Raw genomic sequence first — 18,414 nt, 5'->3', positions numbered from 1 at the left:
AGGACTCAAGGCTTGGAGCGAAAAAGGGCACGGCTAAGGCCTGGCTCTAAATAACCCTTATCACAGCAGGTATATAAGTCGGCTAGTCGAACTGACAACAATAAAAAGCAATAAAACGCAGGAGACACAATAATGACTAGCCGTTCCCCGATCCTGTGGATTCGCAATCCACTGGCCTGTTCAGATGCACAAGCTGCCGGTGGCGTACTGGTGCAAGATAGCCGCATTATCGAAAAAGTGGCCGCCGGTCAGCAGCCCAAGCAGGCTTACGACCAAAGCTGGGATGCCTCCCGGCACGTTTTGCTGCCCGGTTTGGTGAATACGCATCATCACTTTTACCAAACCCTGACACGGGCCTATACCCCAGCGCTGAACAAACCCTTGTTCCCCTGGCTGACCACCTTGTATGACGTGTGGGCCGGGTTGGACGACGAGCAAATGCAGGTGGCCAGCGAGCTGGCCATGGTGGAACTGTTGCAGTCGGGCTGTACGACGGTGGCTGACCACCACTATGTGTTTTCGGGCGCCTTGCAACATGCCATTGATTGCCAGGCTGAAACCGCTCAACGCCTGGGTGTACGCGCCGCATTGACCCGTGGTTCCATGAGTGTGGGCCGGGATCAGGGAGGCTTGCCCCCGCAAAACGTCGTACAGGACGAACAAACCATTCTGGACGACAGCCTGCGCCTGATTCGCCAATATCACCAACGCGAGGATGGGGCGATGATCACGCTGGCCCTGGCTCCGTGTTCGCCTTTCTCTGTCAGCCGCGAGTTGATGAGCGAAAGCGCCAAGCTGGCCGAACGCGAGGACGTACGCCTGCATACGCATCTGGCTGAAACAGACGACGAAACTGCCTACTGCGAGCGCCTCTTTGGTATGCGTCCACTGGACTATCTGGATCAGCAGGGCTGGTTAAGCAATCGCACCTGGCTGGCACACGGCATTCACTTCAACGACGAAGAAATCCAGCGTCTGGGCCGGGCAGGCACAGGTATTGCCCATTGTCCCTCGTCCAATATGGTCTTGGGCAGCGGCCTGTGCCGCACCATCGAGCTGGAAGCCGCTGGTGCACCCGTGGGGCTGGCCGTAGATGGCTCGGCCTCCAATGATCACTCCAATCTGGCTCAAGAGATGCGACAGGCACTCTTGCTGGGCCGGCTGCGCTACGAGCCGGGCCAGGTTACCCATCAAGCCGTTATCCGTTGGGCGACTCAAGGCTCGGCCCGTTGTTTGGGTCGCGAGGACATTGGTGGCCTGAACGTCGGGCAGCAGGCCGATCTGGCCTTGTTCACCCTGGATGAATTGCGCTTTTCCGGCGCTGAGAACCCCTTGGCGGCCTTGCTGCTCTGCGGCGCAGACCGGGCCGACCGCGTGATGGTCGCCGGCCAGTGGCGCGTGATTGACGGCCAAGCCTGCGGCATTGATTTGCAAGACCTGATGCAACGCCATCAAGCCGCTGCGCGTCGTTTGCGCGACAAGGTACTGGATACCGTAGCGACAGCTTGAGTTCGGTAGTGACAGGGCCCCTAGAGCCCTGCCTATCTATTTTCGGAGACAAACAATGACAACACCTACAAGGGCGACGGGTGCAGCGACTGCGCAGCGCCCCGAAGACGAGAATCTGGGCCTGGGCGCGAATCTTGCCTACGGTTTTCAACACGTATTGACCATGTATGGCGGCATTATTGCCGTACCCCTGATCATTGGCGAGGCCGCTGGCCTGCCTGCCAATGAAACCGGCTTGCTGATTACCGCCTGCTTGTTCATGGGCGGCCTGGCGACCTTGCTGCAAACGCTGGGCGTGCCGTTTTTCGGCTGCCGTCTGCCGCTGGTTCAAGGGGTATCGTTTTCTGGCGTAGCCACCATGATCGCCATTTTGGGTACGGGCGGCGGTTTGCCAGCCGTATTTGGCGCAGTCATTGTCGCGTCCCTGCTAGGGCTGCTGATTACGCCGGTCTTTTCACGGGTGATCCGGTTCTTCCCGCCTTTAGTCACGGGCTGCGTGATTACGACTATTGGTCTGACCTTGATGCCAGTGGCCGCATTCTGGGCCATGGGCGGTAATCCTTCCGCACCGGATTTTGGTAGCGTAGGTAATATTTCCCTGGCCGCCATGACCTTGCTGATCGTGCTCTTGCTCAGCAAGCTGGGCAGCGCCACGATCTCCCGCCTGTCTATCTTGCTGGCCATTATTATCGGCACCATCATTGCCGTCGCCATGGGCCATGCAGATTTCTCTGCCGTCAGCGAAGGCGAGGTCTTTGCCTTGCCCAGCCTGTTCCACTTTGGCATGCCCACTTTCCAGACTGCCGCGATTATCTCCATGTTCATTGTGATCATCGTGACGCTGGTGGAAACTTCGGCCGACATTCTGGCCGTGGGCGACATTATTGAAACCAAAGTGGATGCTCGTCGTCTGGGTGATGGCCTGCGTGCCGATATGCTCTCCAGCCTGATCGCCCCTGTATTTGGCTCTTTCACACAAAGTGCCTTTGCCCAGAACGTCGGTCTGGTGGCGGTCACCGGCGTGAAAAGCCGTTACGTCGTAGCCTTTGGTGGCCTGATTCTGATCGCACTGGGCTTGCTGCCCATCATGGGCCGTCTGGTTGCCGCTGTCCCACCCGCGGTACTGGGTGGCGCGGGTATGGTCCTGTTTGGCACCGTCGCGGCCAGCGGTATCCGTACGCTGGCCAAGGTGAACTACGAAAACAATATGAACCTGATCATCGTCGCCACCGCTATCGGCGCCGGCATGATTCCTATCGTGGCTCCCAAGTTCTACGAGCACTTCCCAACCTGGTTTGCGACGATTTTCCACTCCGGCATCAGCTCGGCTGCCCTGGTGGCGATTGTGCTGAACCTGTTGTTCAACCACTTCACCTTGGGCAATCCGGATCAGCCCTCTGTGTTTGCTGCGGGTGGAGGCCGCTATCTGCGGGTCTCGGACGTGGCCAATCTGAACGAAGGGGACTATGTTGAAAACGGCAAGGTCATGGACAAGGACGGCAAGGAGATCCCGATTATTGCTGATGAGCACTCCGCACCGGAACAGGCCCCTGTGCTGCACACGAAACCGAGTTTAAGCAGTACCTGAACAAGTAGAAACATTGCTAAAAGAACATAAGATCGTACCTTTGGCCGCCTTGTCTCTTTAGGGAGCAAGGCGGTTTTTTTTAGCTAAGCACTTGAAATATCGGGAACTAGCCTCATCTCTTTTTATGTAGGCGATCGAGCCCACGCCTTCCATTGCAGCAGGGCTCAGCAAAGGAAAAATGGAGATCAAGCATGGCAAATAATTTGACACGTTTTAATCCGTTTGGTGATCTGGCGGGCCTGGACACGTGGCGAGATATTGAAGACATCTTCCGACGCGTTCCTGTTGTCGGCTCCCTGGCCGGAAATACACCGCCCGCCATTCGTCTGGATGTCAGCGAGAGCGAAGAGGCCTATCAAGTCAGCGCGGAAGTGCCAGGTATCAACAAGGAAGACGTGCATGTCAGCGTCGAAGGCAATGTGGTTTCTATCCGCGTGGAAAGCCGTCGGACTCAGGAAGAAAAGGACGGCGATACGGTCTTGCGTAGTGAGCGCTATTACGGGGTGCAGACACGTCGCTTCAGCCTGGCGCAGGATATTGACGAGTCCCGGGCCAGCGCCAAATGCGAAAACGGCGTACTGGAGCTGATTCTGCCCAAGAAAAAGAGTGGAACAGGGGCCAAGAAGCTGGAAATCCGCTAAATAAGCTTGTTAAATTGAAAACCGCGCCATTTACGGCGCGGTTTTTTTGTTCTCCATCTGAAACCATCAAGAGGCTACGGTTTTTTGTGATCCATCATATAAGTCAAAGAGCTGGCCACTAAAGCACGAGTACCGATGCGCAAAGCCTTTTCATCAATCATGAATTCAGGCGAATGGTTAGGTGCTCCCATCTTGTCGGAATATGTCGAGGCATTCAGACGCCAGAAAACCACGGGCACGTTCTTGCCAAAGGCGCCGAAGTCCTCGGAGCCCATACCAGGGGCAACTTCCTTGGCCCCAATCCCGTCCGTTGCCAGCTCCAGAGCAGGAATCACAGTTTGGGTAGCCTTAGGATCGCTGACCAAAACTTCGTAGCCAGTATCGATACGCACAGTGGCCTTCAAATCGTGGTTCGCAGCAATGTTTTGCGCGTAGCGCTGAATCAGCTCATGTGCGGTTGCCTGGTTTTGCTTGGACAGGGAGCGCACCGTACCACTGATATCGGCACTTTCCGGCAGAACATTGGGGCGATTACCGCTTTGCAACGAACCTACCGTCACGACAGTAGTGCCGTCCTGGGGATTGGTACGCTGGGCGATAATGTTGTTCAAGGCCACAACGGTTTCAGCTGCAGCGACAACCGGAGAGGCAGCACTCCAGGGAGAGGAGCCATGGCCACCTTTACCTGCCAAAGAGATGGAGAACACATCGCCACTGGCCATCAAGCTGCCTTGACGGTAGCCAATACTGCCGGCAGGGTAGGAAGGACCAATGTGCTGGCCCATCACTACATCCACTTTAGGTTGATCCAGCACGCCTTCAGCCATCATCGCGTTAGCACCACTTAACGGTTTGCCAGGGCCTTGCTCTTCAGCTGGTTGGAACAGCAACACAATCGTACCAGGCAGTTCGTCGCGCATATCCGAAAAGACCTTGGCCGCACCTAACAACATGGCAACGTGGGTGTCGTGGCCGCAAGCATGCGATACCGACACTTCCTTGCCTTGCCAAGTGCCTTTGGCGACAGACTTGAAGGGCAAATCATTACGTTCCTGCACGGGCAGGGCATCCATATCGGCTCGCAAGGCCACAACTGGCCCAGGCTTGCCACCTTTCAATACTGCCTTGACGCCGGTTTGAGCAATGCCGGTCTGGATCTGATAACCGGGCATGGTTTCCAGAGCGGCTTTGATATACGCCGCCGTATCGTGCTCTTGATAAGACAGCTCAGGATTCTGGTGAATATGACGACGCCACTCAATAACCTGCTGCTCCAAGGCGTCGGCCTTGCTTAATGCAGTATCCATGATGGGATTGCTGGCTTGCGCCAACGCGGTACCGGCCATTAAACATGTCGCTGCCAACAAACTCAGGCGCAATGAATGCTTCATACAGTCTCCTCTCTTTTTAGTAGTAATAGCGACTGATCATAGCACCGGTATATACAGTGAACGGAGTAATTATTGACACTTCCACTAACTAGAACCCCCGGGTGCACTCGCCCATTACTGTCTAATCAAAATAGCGCTTCTGGCGACCATATTGGCCGGGAGTCAGGCCCGTCTGTTCCTTGAAAAAGGCAATAAAAGCGCTGTCGCTGGCAAAGCCCAAGTCTGAAGCTAACCGGGTGACACGGCCCCCGATAGAAAGCTGCTCGATCGCCTTAAGCAAACGCCACTGTTGTCTCCACTGCTGGTAATTCAGACCAGTATCTCGCTTGAAAAGGCGGCTGATGGTTTTTTCACTGGCGCCCAGATAGCTGGCTAATTCATTCAGAGCGGGAGGCAGGCTGTCCAAGGGAATTTGTCTTAAGCGGCTATCAAGCGGCAAGGGCAGAAACAAAGCCTGATCGGGCGCCCGTTGCAGCTCATCAAGCAAGACCAGCATCACATGATGGCCCGGCGGCTGATCCCAGTCCTCGTCCAAATCAGCTTGGGCAATACGGTCCAGCGCGGCAGTCAGCAAATCGTTCGCCGCCAGTAGTTGAACCTGAGAGGGCAAGTCAGGGTAATGAGTCGGGTCCAGATACACCGATCGGTAATCCACCTGCTCGCTCATCTGTGCCTGATGGAGCAGCAAGGGAGGGATCCAGATCAAGCGTCCCGGTGGCAACAAGCACAATTGCTGATCCAGGGTGACAGTAATGCAACCGCTGTGCGTGTACAGGATCTGGCCCCAGGGGTGCTGATGCAGGCCGGAATCATGTTGCGCCAAACGGGCAGCAATACCCAATACATGGTGATCTGTCAGGTCGGGAAAGGGGTCACTAGCATCTAACCAAGGCATGATTGTCCGATTTCATTGGTTTTTTATCAGAATACTTGTAATAGAAAAATCCAGCCAGACTTACGCTGATTCTTTTTTCCCAATTCAGTGTGGTTTGCATGTCTCGTTTCCTATTCTTGATGATCGCCTTGATCATGTTTCCACAGGTGGTGGAAACCGCCTATAGCCCGGCTTTACCCCTGATCGCCGACAGTTACTCCGTGTCGGCCAGCCGCGCCGGGCAGACCTTATCGGTCTACTTCATAGCCTTTGCCGCAGGCGTGCTGTTCTGGGGCTGGCTATGCGACAAGGCCGGGCGTCGGCCCGCTGTTCTGGCCGGTTTGACGGTTTATGGCCTGGGCTGCCTGCTGGCTGTGTTCAGCCCCAGCTTCGGTGTTTTGCTGGCTGCCCGCATGATCAGTGCATTTGGAGCGGCGGTCGGCTCGATCGGTGTACAAACCATGTTGCGCGATCGCTACCAGGCAGAAGATCTGGCCAGGATCTTTGGCACCATAGGTGCCGCTCTGGCATTAAGCCCCTTGTTAGGTCTGGCAATGGGCGTCGCTCTGACAACAAGCGCAAATCTCATGCCCGTCTTTCTGGGACTGTTCGTGTTGGCCTTGATCTTGTTTGCCGCTTGCCTGTTTCAGCTTCCTGAAACCCGCCCGCTTCAACACAGCCAGGCCAGCATGGTGAATGTGCTGTTCCGCTTGCTGCGTGACCCGGCAATTTGGCAGTCCGCCATGCTGGTGGCTCTGTTCAACGTCACGATTTTTTCCTTTTACCAATGGGCACCTTTCCTGCTGGAAGGCCTGGGCTCCGATAACCGTCCCATGATGGTGGCCGGCCTTTTACTGGCTGCCGGAACCTTTATGGGCGCTTTTCTGAATCGCCGCTGGCTGGCGGCAGGACACCGTGCCCGGCATTTGGTGTGGCGGGGGATTTTGATTTTGGCCGTGGCGGCTACCGGCCTGGAGTTGGCGGGAACACATCTGATTTTCCTGCTGCCGGCCATGTTGCTGGCATTGGCCTACGCCATCGCCATCCCCAATCTTTTGTCGGCTGCCTTGCAGGACTATCGCTCGGTGGCAGGGAAGGCAGGTGCTGTCTTTGGCCTGATGTACAGCCTGTTGCTAGGCATCGGTTTGGCCTTGTCGGCCTGGTGGGGGAGTCTGGCTGACGTGAGTGTTGTTTGTGCTGTGCTGGCCGCTATTTGCCTGGCCTTGCCCCTGAAAAAGGCTTGAGAAAAACCCTGATACGCCATTCGTAAGCCGCCTCATCATAGGGTATATACTAATACATATGTATTGACATAGATTAAGCCAAATCACCATAATCCTTCATGTTTAAAGCAATTGAAGAGTGTGCCTGACAAACACTCAGCTTGAACATTTATCCAAAAGGAGAGGATGACATGGTGGAACAGGGGGTTATGGGCAATCCGCTCGACAAGGTCAAGCCACGCGGCACAGTGGCCTTGCTCATGCTGTTGATGGCCGTGATGGGCGAAATGTGCCTGGCGGCCGACTTTTACGGCTTTGCAGCTGTTATCAAAATTGTCTCGGCAGACCTGTCACTGAGCCCCGCGCAAGCCGGGCTGGTGCAGGGTGCTTTCGGTGTCTCGTTTGCACTGGGCATGTTGTTCTGGGCACCACGTGGTCGCTCCATGAGCTCGGCCCGTTTGTACCTGATTGGCTTGGGTGGCAGCGGCTTGCTGATGCTGCTGCAGACTCAGGCACAGGATTTCACGCAGCTATTTTTACTGCGTCTGGTTGTGGGCTTTTTTGACTCTGCAGTCTGGGTCGGGTCCATGAAAATCGTCATGCAGTGGTTTGCGCCACGCCGCCAGGGTCTGGTGCTGGGCATTATTCTGGCCGCCTATTCGCTGGCCATTACCCTGGACTTTGCCTTGGGTTTGCCTTACGCCATGGCCCATGGCTGGCGTGCTTTCTTCCTGGTCCTGGGCGGGCTGACCTTAAGTGCCTGTTTGATCACGCAGCTGGTGGTACGCGCCGGTCCTTATCAAGATCCACACGACAAGATCAAAACCGATGCCGGTGTGTTGCGCTCCATCGCCGCACGCCCCTGGATCTGGGTAGGCATTCTGGCCATTTTTGGGGCTTTGTTCTCGGTTGCGGCAACCGCGACCTGGCTGATTCCAGCGCTGATTGATGTGCAGAAAATGGCCCCCGAACAGGCTCCCTTGTTCGGCACCATCATGGGCTTGTCCCAAGTCTTCTTCCTGATTCTGGGCGGTTATGTCAGCGATCGCTTCACCCGTGTTGGGGTAATGCGTGTGGGCATGTGGTTGACCATTCTGGCGGCCAGCGCCTGTGTTCTGGTTGCCTGGCAGGCATTGCCCTACAACGGCCTGCTGATCGTGGCCATTCTTTGTGGCGTAGGGGTCTTTCATGGTGGCGCCATTTTCAGCTACGTGGGGGAGCGCTATGGCGTGAACCTGGGCCCTAGCGCTGCTGGCTATGCCGAAATGGGCGGTGTGTTCGCCACCTTTGTCGCGCCGTCCCTGCTGGGCCTCTTGCTGAGCCTGACTGGTTCCTACATCTGGGCCTTTGGCAGCTTCCTGGCGTTGGAAGTGCTGGTTTTCATCGGTTTCCTCCTCTTGAATCGCTTGCCTTCGGCGCAGGCGGAATAAGCAATGAACAAACTTGTTTTCGATCCAGCAGACCTGGAGCAATACCGGCTCCAGGCCTCGGTGGCTGATTTTGACGCTGAGATGGCCGCCTACAAGCAGGCCAGTGAACGGGCCCGTGCAGCTCTGGAAGCCTGTTTCAGCACCCACGCCTATGGCGATGACCCGACAGAAAAACTGGATATCTATGCGGCCAGCCAAGCTGGCGCCCCGGTTTACCTGTTCATTCATGGGGGCTACTGGCGCATGTTGTCCAAGGATGACTCGGCCATGATGGCGCAAAGCCTGCATGCCGCCGGTGCCACGGTGATTTGCCTGGACTATGGCTTGGCTCCGGCTTACCGCCTGCCGCAGATCGTGGCGCAATGCGAACGCGCCTTGCAATGGGTCCACGCGCACGCGACGCAATTTAATGGCGACCCGCAGCGTATTCATATTAGTGGCAGCTCGGCAGGGGGCCATTTAAGCGGCATGTTGCTGGCGGCCGATACCCGACGTGAACAACGTCTGATCCACAGCGCCAGCATTATCAGCGGCGTCATGGATTTGCATCCCCTCTTGCAGACCGCCGTGAATGACTGGCTGCAGCTTAACGAAGAACAAGCCCAACGCTATAGCCCGGCCTTGCACCCACCAGCAAGGGGAACGTCCGTGCTGGTGGCCTGGGGGGCACTGGAGCCTGCCGTCATGCAAGAACAAAGCCGTCACTACGCCCGGCAATGCGAGCTGGCGGGCTGCCTGGTGCAAAGCATGGCCGTGCCAAACCGTAATCATTTCAACGTCTTGATGGATCTGGAGCAGAGCGACAGCGCATTGACGCTAGCCGTGTTGCAGGCCATGAATCGTCATACCCAGGAGAAGAGACTATGACACAAGCAACTTCCCACTCCATCCAAACCGCGTGCTTTGAGCCCCGCCGTCTGGGCCACGTCAACCTGTGGGTTGACGAACTGCAACGCGGTGAAGATTTTTACAGCCAGGTCTGCGGCCTGAAAGTGGAATTTACCGAACCGGATCTGGTGGCGACCTTTTTGGGCACCGGCCACACGCCCCATGATCTGGGCATGATGGAAACGACCAAAGGCGTGAACCGGTATGGCCGTGACGGTCTGCTGCAACTGCCCGGCACAATTGGGCTGAAGCCCGGTCTGAATCACCTGGCCTGGGAGCTGGAAAACGAAGCTGAACTGGTTGCCGGCTGGAAGCGCGCAAAAGAGCAAGGGCGCGACATTGACATGACAGTGGACCATCAGGTTGCCCATAGCGTCTATATGTTTGACCCCGATGGCAACTACAACGAGTTCTACTGCGACACCATTAAAGACTGGCGCAGCGTGCTGGGCGGCCCCATGGAATTGCTGACCAGTCGCTGGGATCCTGAAGGCCAGGAGCCTTTTACCGAAGGCCGCTACGACTCCAACCCCATTCTGGAAACAGTCGCCGACGCCCCGGTACAACCACGTCGAGTCACCCATGCCGTGCTGCGTACCGCTCAGTTGAATGCCATGCGCCGCTTCTATACCGAGGTCGGTGGTCTGGAAGTGGTTTATGAAAACGAGCAGGTTGTCTACTTGCGTGCCGGTCTGGCCAATTATGATTACAGCCTGATCCTGGTACGTGATGAAGAAGCCTCCTTCTCGCATGGCAGTTTCGAGCTGGCCGGCGTCCAGGATCTGGAACAAACACTGGAGCGCCTGAAAGCCCGGAACATCACTCCCGTTCACGATGTGAACCTGCCCTGGAAGCGCGCTTTCTTCTTGCGTGACCCGGATGGTCTGCTCAGCGAGTGGTACGTGACTCTGGCTGGCGAACGTGTTCTGGATAGCAATCACTCTTTGCCTTTGTGGGCGCAAGTTTAAGGAAACCAGCATGTCCGATAAAAAACTAAGTGCCTTGATCGCAGGCGGTGGCCTGGGTGGTTTGGCAACCGCCGCCGCTTTGGCTCAACGCGGCTGGGATGTCACTGTGCTGGAGCGCCAGTCTGAATTGCGCGCCAATGGCTCCGGTATTTATATCTGGGAAAACGGCCTGCGCGTTCTCAAAGCCCTGGGAGCGTACGAGCAAGCGATTGAAGGCGCTTTCTACGGTAGTCACTTTGAGCAGCGCGATCTGAATAACGAGGTCATTGATTGCGGCCCCACACCGCCCGATCGCCGTCTGATTACCGTGATGCGCTCGCAACTGCTGAAATCCCTGGAGCAAGCGGGCAAACGCGCTGGCGTAAAGGTACGCACGAATGTGGAAGTCATCGCCGCCAGCGCACGCGGGGAAGTTCAATTGGCCTCGGGCGAGCGTCTGCGTGCTGATCTGGTCGTAGGTGCCGATGGTATCTGGTCGCGCATCCGCCAATCTCTGGGTCTGGAACTGGTGCACGAGCAAACCCGTGAAGGGGCCTTGCGTACCATGATCACCCGCAAGCCAGACGACACTCCGGAGCAAGACGCTCAAAAATACATCGAGAACTGGAACGGTCTGCATCGCTTGCTGATTACGCCCGTCAGCGAAACCCAAACCTATCTGGCCTTAACGTGCCCGTACGACGATGTGCGTGCCAGCAATGTCCAGATCGACAAGGAATACTGGTCTGCCTTGTTCCCACACTGGGCACACTTGATTGAACGCGCAGATGGCCCGGTCAGTTGGGGTCGTTACAGTGTGACGCGCTGCAAAACCTGGTCCAGTGGCCGTACCGCGATTTTGGGCGACGCCGCCCACGCTCAACCGCCGAACCTGGGGCAGGGTGGGGGCATGGCCATGCAAAATGGCCTGGCTTTGGCCACGTTCCTGGAAAAGGTGCAGGATGCCCGCGATATCCCCGAAGCCCTGGAAGCCTGGGAAAACAACGAGCGCGAGATTGTAGAGCACTGCCAGAAGTGGTCCTGTCTATATGGTGAGATCAGCGCCTTGCCCGATGCCGTGCGTACTCAGGTCGTGCGTTCTGCCATGGCCAATCCCTGGAGCTACGCGCAGATTTTCCGCGCTGCCAGTCACACGCCTACGGGAACCGTCCAGGCAGAGCTCTGCTAGTATACTGACGGTCCGCTTGTCGCTCCGATTTCATGGAGCGACAAGCGCAGGATTGACTCTCCCAAGGCATTATGAGCAAAACTCCCGTCTCCATCCCTGACAGCAGCGTAGAAACCAATCTGGCCTTCCAGATGGCCAACATTATCTACAAGTTGGACCAAACGCTAAGATCGACCACCCTGCGTGAACACAATATGACCTATGTGCACTTTCGGGTCTTGCAGTACCTGTGGGATAAGGACGGGCGCAGCATCGGGGAAATTGCCAAGGCCATCGTGGTGCATCAGCCGGTCTTGAGCCGGGTGATTGACCAAATGGAAGAACGCGAATTGGTGCAGCGCCGCACGGACGAAAACGACAGCCGCTATATGCGTGTGTATCTGAGCGAAACGGGCCGTGAGCGCTATGCGCAAGTCTGGCCCGCCGCCAAAGAAATGATTGATGATGCTCTGTCAGTGCTCAATCCGAATGAGCGCGAGGATTTGGGCCGTATGCTGCGCAATGTCGCCGCCCATCTAGCGACCTGAGTCACGCTTTAAGTCTTGGCCAGGCCCGGTAAATTGGCCCGAATCAAACGGCCCGCAATGGAGTCTGTATGGGGCAGATCGGGCAGGGCGTCACCCGGGCCAAACCAGCGCGCGTCATTGATTTCGTCAGCTTGAATGCGCAGATCACCCCCGGCGTACTCGGCGGTATAAGCCACCATTAAAGAATGTGGGAAAGGCCAGGACTGACTGCCGAAGTACTGAATATTGTCCACGCGCAGCCCCACTTCCTCCATAACCTCACGGTGAATGGCTTCTTCCAGGTTTTCACCGGCTTCCACAAACCCGGCCAGAGCCGTGTAGCGCGCCGTCGCGTAAGTGGAATGACTGGCCAACAAGATACGGTCCTTGTCGCGGATCAGTACCATCATGGCCGGGGAGATGCGGGGATAGGCCGAGAAACCACAAGAGGTGCAGCGAAAGCACAGTTCATGCTTCACACGCTCCATGGCCGAACCGCACACACCACAGTAACGATGGCTGCGCGCCCATTCCGAGACTTGAAAAGCCCGATTCACCATACTGGCTTGATCTCCCAACTGCGACAGCACGCCGCGCAAGTGACGGAAGGTAAAGCCATCCGGAGCCGGGGCCTCGGCCGCTACGTGGCAGGCAAAATCCTGACAATCGTCACCTGGAAAAAGAGCATGCCATTGCGCTGGCGCTAAATCCAGTGCGGGTTTGGCAGGAATCAAGGCTTGTCCTTCCTGGCTGCTGACCAATATTTCATTTCCACGAAAAATGAAATTCATGTGTTTTCTGTCCTTTAATAAGCCGCCTAAGAGCAGCACAGCGCTGGCTATTGTACGGGAAGGACGGAGGCAGAAAAAAGCGGAGAAAAACCCAAGGGGCCGAGCAGGGCGTTCAGACAGCGGCCAGAAAAATCCGCCGTTTTAAAACCAGAAACACAACTGTCAAAAAGGTGACGTGTTATCTGGCCTTGTCGAGAAAATCCCAGGACAAAACCGGCAAGCTACCTAATTAGCAGACAGATAATTAAGCATGAATTTATTTAAAACCAGTGATTCGTTTTTAAGCTTTTAAAACCGGATTAATTATTTATAAAAACCATTTCTTATTTTTGTTTTATTTTTTTATTTTAAAAATCGCTATTTTATTTTTATATATTAAGGCAGCTTATAAAGCGTCTGTATTTATTCCTGGCTTCACTAGACCACTTTCAGAAAAAATAGCCCTAGGGAGTTTGAGGATGATCAGAAAAGTCCACAAAAAAACCGCCTGGCCTGAGCAAGACGGTTTTCTTGAAAAAACCGCATAAAACCTGAGGTTTCACGCGGTTTAAGCAGACAGCACCTGCTGAAAAAAATACTGGCAGGCAGAAAATAAGGAACTGGCTGGTTTACTCGATGTTTTGGGTCTGTTCGCGCAGTTGCTCAATACATAGCTTCAAGTCGATAGAGGCGCGCGTCATGTCCATGCTGCCTGCCTTGGAACCCAAGGTATTGGCCTCACGGTTCATCTCTTGGAACAGGAAGTCCAAACGCTTGCCAGTGCTGCCTTGGCGCGTGCTTTTCTTGTTGGACGACACGCTGGTATCACCGTTAAGAATCAGTTCCAGCTCGGTCAAATGCGAACGCAAGCGGGCAATTTCCTCGGCCACATCGATACGCAGAGAGAAAACAGCCGCTTCCTGGGCGACGCGGGCAGACAGCTCTTCGCCCGAAATCAGGGCAAAACCGTCCGGGCTGGCTTGCAACAAGGCGTCATGCAAGCGAGTAGCAATCTTGTTCTTCTGCTCCGTCAGGATCGAGGGCAGGTGCTGCTCGACCTCGTCCACAATGACGCTCATGTCCTGGCGAATATCCAGCATGGCTTGTGCCAGCCGCTGGCCTTCGCGCTCTCGGGTCGCCTGAAAATCCTGCAAGGCCGCCTCGAAAGCCTGGCTGATCATGGGCAGCCAGATTTCGGGATCCATGCCCGAATTATTGCCGCTTTGATTGCTCAGCAAGGTATGAAGCTCGGGTGCAGGCAGATCGGGAATGGCCACGCGTGCCACTTGCAGCATCTGTGCTGTGCGTTCCACCGCCTCCATATCCAGGCTGCGTTGCTGATCCGTGCCGCTACGGGCAAAGTTGACCCGCAATTCCAGCTTGCCACGCTGTACGCCTTGGGCGGCCAGCTCGCGCAGCAGATTCTCCGCAAAACGCAGTTCCTCGGGCAAACGCAGATTCAGGTCCAGAAAGCGGTTGTTGACGCTGCGCATCTCGATATTGATGGTGCCTGCTTCGGACTCGGCCTTGGCGCTGCCAAACGCGGTCATGCTACGGATCATGGGTGGGTCACTTTAAGAATGGAATAAAGCCGCCAATTGTACTCTCAGGTCCCGACTTTGGCCGCTCCTCTCGCCGCGACAAAGCTCTATACTTTAGGCATTCAAGGCCTGTAAGAGCCGATTTTTTTACCAAATCTAAGGGCAGTCATGCTACGAATCCTGCATACAGCCGATTGGCAAATAGGTCGCCAGTACTCGCGTTTCGAGCTGGAGGACGCGGCCGCCCTGGCTGAGGCACGTTTCAAGGCCATTGAGAAGCTGGCAACGCTAGCTACCGAACATCGCGCCGATCTGCTTGTGGTAGCGGGCGATGTCTTTGATTCGCAAACCCTGAGCGATCGCAATCTGCGCCGCAGTTTCAATGCCATGGCGGGTTTCACCGGCCCCTGGCTGCTCCTGCCCGGCAACCATGACGCGGCCTTGAGCGAAAGTGTCTGGACACGCGCGCGCCGCTTGAACTGCATTCCAGATTATGTGCATGTGCTTGATACACCGGAGCTTTTTCTGCTGGACGAGCTCAAGCTTGCGGTCCTGCCAGCGCCGTTGACACAACGCCAGACTTATCAGGACTTGAGCGACTGGTTCGATCAGGCCGAAAGTCCGGCGGGTTACTGGCGTCTGGGCTTGGCGCATGGCAGCGTCAGTGGGGTGCTGGAGCATTTGGACAGCCATAACCTGATCGATCAAAACCGCGTACAACGCGCCAAACTGGACTATCTGGCACTGGGGGACTGGCACGGCACCGTCAAAATTAACGAGCGCTGCTACTACAGCGGCACGCCCGAGCCGGACCGCTTTCGGGATAACGACTCTGGCCAGGCTCTGCTGGTGGAAATCAGCGAGCCGGGCGCAACACCTGTGGTTCAAGCCTTGCCGGTTGCCCAACACCCTTGGCGCAGCATTCAGCACCATTTGAATGACGACACGGATCTGGACCTGCTGGAGCGGGAACTGAATGCCTTGGCCGATCAAAGCGTGGTCGAGCTGGAGCTATCAGGTCAGTTAAGCCTGAGCGGTTTTGAGCGTCTGGAAAGTATTTTGGGGCAGTCCCAAGCCCGTTGCCGCGCCTGGGACTGCCAGCGCGAGGCCTTGCGTCTGGCACCTTCTGAAGAGGATCTGGACGCCTTGCAAGCCGATGGCTACTTGCAAGCCGCGTTGAAACAGTTGCAGGAACTGCGTCACGGCAGCCAGCAGCAAGCCGCTGAAGATGCCTTGTTGATTCTGGCCGGTTTGCTGCGCGATAAGGAAGGTGGTCATGCACATTAAGTCCCTGCGCGTCGAGCAGTTCAAGCGCTTTCGTCAGCCCGTCTCACTGGACCAGCTGGAACCGGGCCTGAACATCATCAGCGCCCCGAACGAGGCCGGTAAAAGCACCTTGGCCGAAGCTTTGCGCACGGTGTTTTTCGAACGTTATGGTACAGGTAGTCTGGCAAAAATCCTGCCTTGGGGTGATTCTTCAGCCGCACCGGAAATCGAGCTGGATTTCAGCCTGAACGGCCAGGACATGCGACTGAGCAAACGTTTCCTGAAGCGCAAACGCTGCGATTTATACATTGGCAATCAGCATCTGGACAATGACGAGGCCGAACAATTCCTGGCCCAGCAAATGGGCTTTGAGTACGCCGCCAAAGGCAGCAGCCAGGCCCGTAACTGGGGCGTGCCGGGCCTTTTGTGGATTGAACAAGGGCAGGGCCAGGACTTGCGCAGCTCGGTCGAGCACGCCAGCGGCACCTTGCAGCAGGCTTTGGGTAGCGAAATCGCTGATTTGACCAGTGCAGACGGGGATTATCTGATCGAACAGGCCCAGCAACAGCTGGACCAATATGTGACCCAGGCTCAAGGACAGCCACGCGGCGTCTGGCTGGCAGCGCAGAAAGAAGCCAAGGAGCTGGAAGAGCAGTTACAGAGCCAGCAAGCCGCCTTGCAGCAGTACCAGCAATGGGTGGACGAACTGGCGCAGGCCCGTAGGCAAATTGCCCATGCCGAGGCTAAGCGCCCGTGGGAGCAGCTACGTGAGCAAGCCAAACAAGTGCAGGTTCAGTTACTTCAAGCCCGCCAATTGCAGGAACGGGCTAAGGAACTGCAACAGGCGCTGAAGATGTTGGCCGAGCGAGAAAAGCTCTACCAACAAGCTGGGGAACGCGACCTGGAGTGGGCTCGCCAACGCAGCCAGCGCGCCGAGCAGGTCAAATCCTTGAGTGCCAAGCTGGAGCAAGAGCAGGGCACGCTCAACAGTTTGAACCAGCGTCTGGAGCAGGCGCGCAGCCATAAAGACGCCAGCCTGCAGGAGCAGGAACGCGCCCGTACCTGGCAGCAATGGTTTCAAGATCAAGCCAGCTTTGAAGGCACGCAGCAGCAATTGCAGCAGGTGCAAGGGCAACTGGAAGAACTGGGCAAGTTGGAAACCCAACTGGCGCAATGCGGGGCCGCCTTGGTGCAGCTGAAAATCAGCGACGAGGCCCTGGACCAATTACGCCAGCAGCACCAGCTTATTCAGCGTTTACAACACCAGCTTGAGACGATTTCCACCGAATTGCAGATCGAACTGCAAGACGGCGCCAGCCTGTTGCTGGATGGGGCATCCATTCAGGGCCAGCACCGCGCCCACCTTAGCGCCAGCACCCTGATTGAGCTTCCCGGCATGGGCCAGTTGCGCATCATTCCCGGCGGCCGCGATCTGGGCAAGGTGCAGCAGCAATTGGCGCAAACCCAGCAGGAATACGCACAGGCGCTTGGCCAACTGGGCGGAAAAAGCCTGGAAGAGCTGGAACGCCGCCGCGAGCAATATCGGGAACAAGAGCAGCAGGACCGGCTGTTACGCAGCTCCATGAAAGCGCTGGCCCCGCAAGGCAAAGCACATTTGCAAGGTCTGGTTCAGGCGGCTCAACAACGCATCGCCCCGCAACGCCCGCAAGGCGAGGCCATCGAGACCTCGGAACTGGGCCGTATCGCCCAAGCCGCCTCCATGGCCGAGCAGCAGTACCGCGCACTGGAAAGCGACTGGCATGATGCCCGGGAAGCCCTTGCCCGCACCCAGGCTCGTCTGGAGCAGGCCCAGGCTGAAGCTCACAGCCTGGAACAGCAATGGGCTGACCCGCAACGCCAGCAAGCGCAGCAGGAGCGCGAGCAGCAATGGGGACAACTGCGCTTGCAACGCGAGCAGCAACTGGCCGATCAAAAAGCTCTGGAAGCCGAGCTGGCCGCCTTGCCCGTCTCGGTTCTGGAGCAGGACCTGCAACGTCTGGAGCGCAGCGCTCAACAACAGGAGCAAAGCTATAACGAGGCCCGACTGGCCGCGCAACTGGTTCAAACCAAGCTGGAGACCCACGGTGCTAAAGGCCTGGAAGAGCAAATCGACCAGACCTCGCTACGTCTGCACGACTGCCAGCGCCGTTGCGCCACCTACGAGCGCCGTGTCGCGGCCTTGCGCCTGTTGCTGTCTGTGCTAAGAGAGCAGCGCAACGCCTTGACCCAGCAATTGCACGAGCCTTTGCAAAAGCACATCAACCACTATCTGCGTCTGCTTTTAGGCAAGGCACGGGTGGAGCTGGACGAATACCTGGCCCCACGCTGGCTGCAACGCGATAGCGGACAAGGGCTGGCCGACGACATTGACGGCTTGAGCTTTGGTGCACGCGAGCAAATCGGCCTGATCGCCCGTCTTGCCTATGCAGATTTGCTGCAACAGGCAGGCCGTCCCACCTTGCTGATTCTGGATGACGTGCTGGTCCACAGCGACAACGATCGCCTGGGGGCCATGAAGCGCATTATTCACGACGCCGCCCAACGCCATCAGATCCTGCTTTTCACCTGCCAGGCCGATAAGTGGATGGACATGGGTGTTGCGCTACGGCCCGTCCCGCAAGGCGTACAATAGGCGTTTTGAATTTTGTCCG

Annotated in this window: 15 protein-coding genes; 11 read left to right on the top strand and 4 right to left on the bottom strand. The window is 56.6% G+C overall.

Features of this window, described 5'->3' with window-relative positions:
- The first annotated feature begins 132 nt into the window (after positions 1 to 132).
- The 3 genes from WFM49_RS16915 (at position 133) to WFM49_RS16905 (ending at position 3,738) form a co-directional block, all read left to right on the top strand.
- Positions 133 to 1,509 (top strand): 8-oxoguanine deaminase, encoded by a 1,377-nt coding sequence (locus tag WFM49_RS16915; RefSeq protein ID WP_009453885.1) that lies wholly within the window; start codon positions 133 to 135, stop codon positions 1,507 to 1,509.
- 55 nt (positions 1,510 to 1,564) lie between these two features.
- Complete coding sequence (locus tag WFM49_RS16910) at positions 1,565 to 3,097, top strand: nucleobase:cation symporter-2 family protein (protein WP_021446606.1); 1,533 nt, start codon at positions 1,565 to 1,567, stop codon at positions 3,095 to 3,097.
- Positions 3,098 to 3,288: 191 nt separating this feature from the next.
- Positions 3,289 to 3,738 (top strand): Hsp20/alpha crystallin family protein, encoded by a 450-nt coding sequence (locus tag WFM49_RS16905; RefSeq protein WP_009453888.1) that lies wholly within the window; start codon positions 3,289 to 3,291, stop codon positions 3,736 to 3,738.
- A 74-nt stretch (positions 3,739 to 3,812) separates the two neighbouring features.
- On the opposite strand, the gene WFM49_RS16900 is transcribed toward WFM49_RS16905, so the two are convergent.
- Positions 3,813 to 5,129: a M20 metallopeptidase family protein gene (locus WFM49_RS16900; protein WP_060185048.1), complete on the bottom strand. Its 1,317-nt coding sequence runs from the start codon at positions 5,127 to 5,129 to the stop codon at positions 3,813 to 3,815.
- 121 nt (positions 5,130 to 5,250) lie between these two features.
- Complete coding sequence (locus WFM49_RS16895; RefSeq protein ID WP_060185049.1) at positions 5,251 to 6,024, bottom strand: AraC family transcriptional regulator; 774 nt, start codon at positions 6,022 to 6,024, stop codon at positions 5,251 to 5,253.
- 98 nt (positions 6,025 to 6,122) lie between these two features.
- Here WFM49_RS16895 and WFM49_RS16890 point away from each other — a divergent pair, with 98 nt between their 5' ends.
- The 6 genes from WFM49_RS16890 (at position 6,123) to WFM49_RS16865 (ending at position 12,207) form a co-directional block, all read left to right on the top strand.
- Positions 6,123 to 7,247, top strand: a complete 1,125-nt coding sequence (locus WFM49_RS16890; RefSeq protein ID WP_137430429.1) for an MFS transporter — start codon at positions 6,123 to 6,125, stop codon at positions 7,245 to 7,247.
- Between the two features lie 170 nt (positions 7,248 to 7,417).
- Positions 7,418 to 8,656 (top strand): MFS transporter, encoded by a 1,239-nt coding sequence (locus WFM49_RS16885; RefSeq protein ID WP_250755660.1) that lies wholly within the window; start codon positions 7,418 to 7,420, stop codon positions 8,654 to 8,656.
- Positions 8,657 to 8,659: 3 nt separating this feature from the next.
- Positions 8,660 to 9,523, top strand: coding sequence for an alpha/beta hydrolase (locus WFM49_RS16880; protein ID WP_336974437.1), 864 nt, complete (start codon positions 8,660 to 8,662; stop codon positions 9,521 to 9,523).
- Complete coding sequence (locus WFM49_RS16875; RefSeq protein ID WP_336974435.1) at positions 9,520 to 10,512, top strand: VOC family protein; 993 nt, start codon at positions 9,520 to 9,522, stop codon at positions 10,510 to 10,512. Before WFM49_RS16880 ends, WFM49_RS16875 begins: the two co-directional genes overlap by 4 nt.
- A gap of 10 nt (positions 10,513 to 10,522) precedes the next feature.
- Positions 10,523 to 11,680, top strand: a complete 1,158-nt coding sequence (locus WFM49_RS16870) for an FAD-dependent oxidoreductase (protein ID WP_009453900.1) — start codon at positions 10,523 to 10,525, stop codon at positions 11,678 to 11,680.
- A 71-nt stretch (positions 11,681 to 11,751) separates the two neighbouring features.
- Positions 11,752 to 12,207, top strand: a complete 456-nt coding sequence (locus WFM49_RS16865) for a MarR family winged helix-turn-helix transcriptional regulator (RefSeq protein ID WP_009453901.1) — start codon at positions 11,752 to 11,754, stop codon at positions 12,205 to 12,207.
- A gap of 8 nt (positions 12,208 to 12,215) precedes the next feature.
- On the opposite strand, the gene nudC is transcribed toward WFM49_RS16865, so the two are convergent.
- Both nudC and WFM49_RS16855 read right to left on the bottom strand, forming a co-directional pair.
- The gene (gene nudC / locus WFM49_RS16860; protein ID WP_254499266.1) at positions 12,216 to 12,977 is read right to left on the bottom strand and encodes an NAD(+) diphosphatase; all 762 of its coding nucleotides are present in this window, start codon (positions 12,975 to 12,977) and stop codon (positions 12,216 to 12,218) included.
- Positions 12,978 to 13,585: 608 nt separating this feature from the next.
- Positions 13,586 to 14,518, bottom strand: coding sequence for a YicC/YloC family endoribonuclease (locus tag WFM49_RS16855; protein WP_060185055.1), 933 nt, complete (start codon positions 14,516 to 14,518; stop codon positions 13,586 to 13,588).
- A gap of 147 nt (positions 14,519 to 14,665) precedes the next feature.
- Here WFM49_RS16855 and WFM49_RS16850 point away from each other — a divergent pair, with 147 nt between their 5' ends.
- Both WFM49_RS16850 and WFM49_RS16845 read left to right on the top strand, forming a co-directional pair.
- Positions 14,666 to 15,784, top strand: a complete 1,119-nt coding sequence (locus WFM49_RS16850; RefSeq protein ID WP_083053531.1) for a metallophosphoesterase family protein — start codon at positions 14,666 to 14,668, stop codon at positions 15,782 to 15,784.
- Positions 15,774 to 18,395 carry an AAA family ATPase gene (locus WFM49_RS16845; protein WP_336974429.1) on the top strand — a complete coding sequence of 874 codons (2,622 nt, stop codon included), beginning with the start codon at positions 15,774 to 15,776 and terminating at the stop codon, positions 18,393 to 18,395. The genes WFM49_RS16850 and WFM49_RS16845 overlap by 11 nt, the downstream gene beginning before the upstream one ends.
- The last annotated feature ends 19 nt before the right edge of the window (positions 18,396 to 18,414 follow it).

The sequence above is a fragment of the Alcaligenes sp. PF14 genome (genome assembly GCF_037150615.1).
GTDB lineage: Bacteria > Pseudomonadota > Gammaproteobacteria > Burkholderiales > Burkholderiaceae_B > Alcaligenes > Alcaligenes phenolicus.
This window is presented reverse-complemented; position numbering and strand designations above follow the sequence as displayed.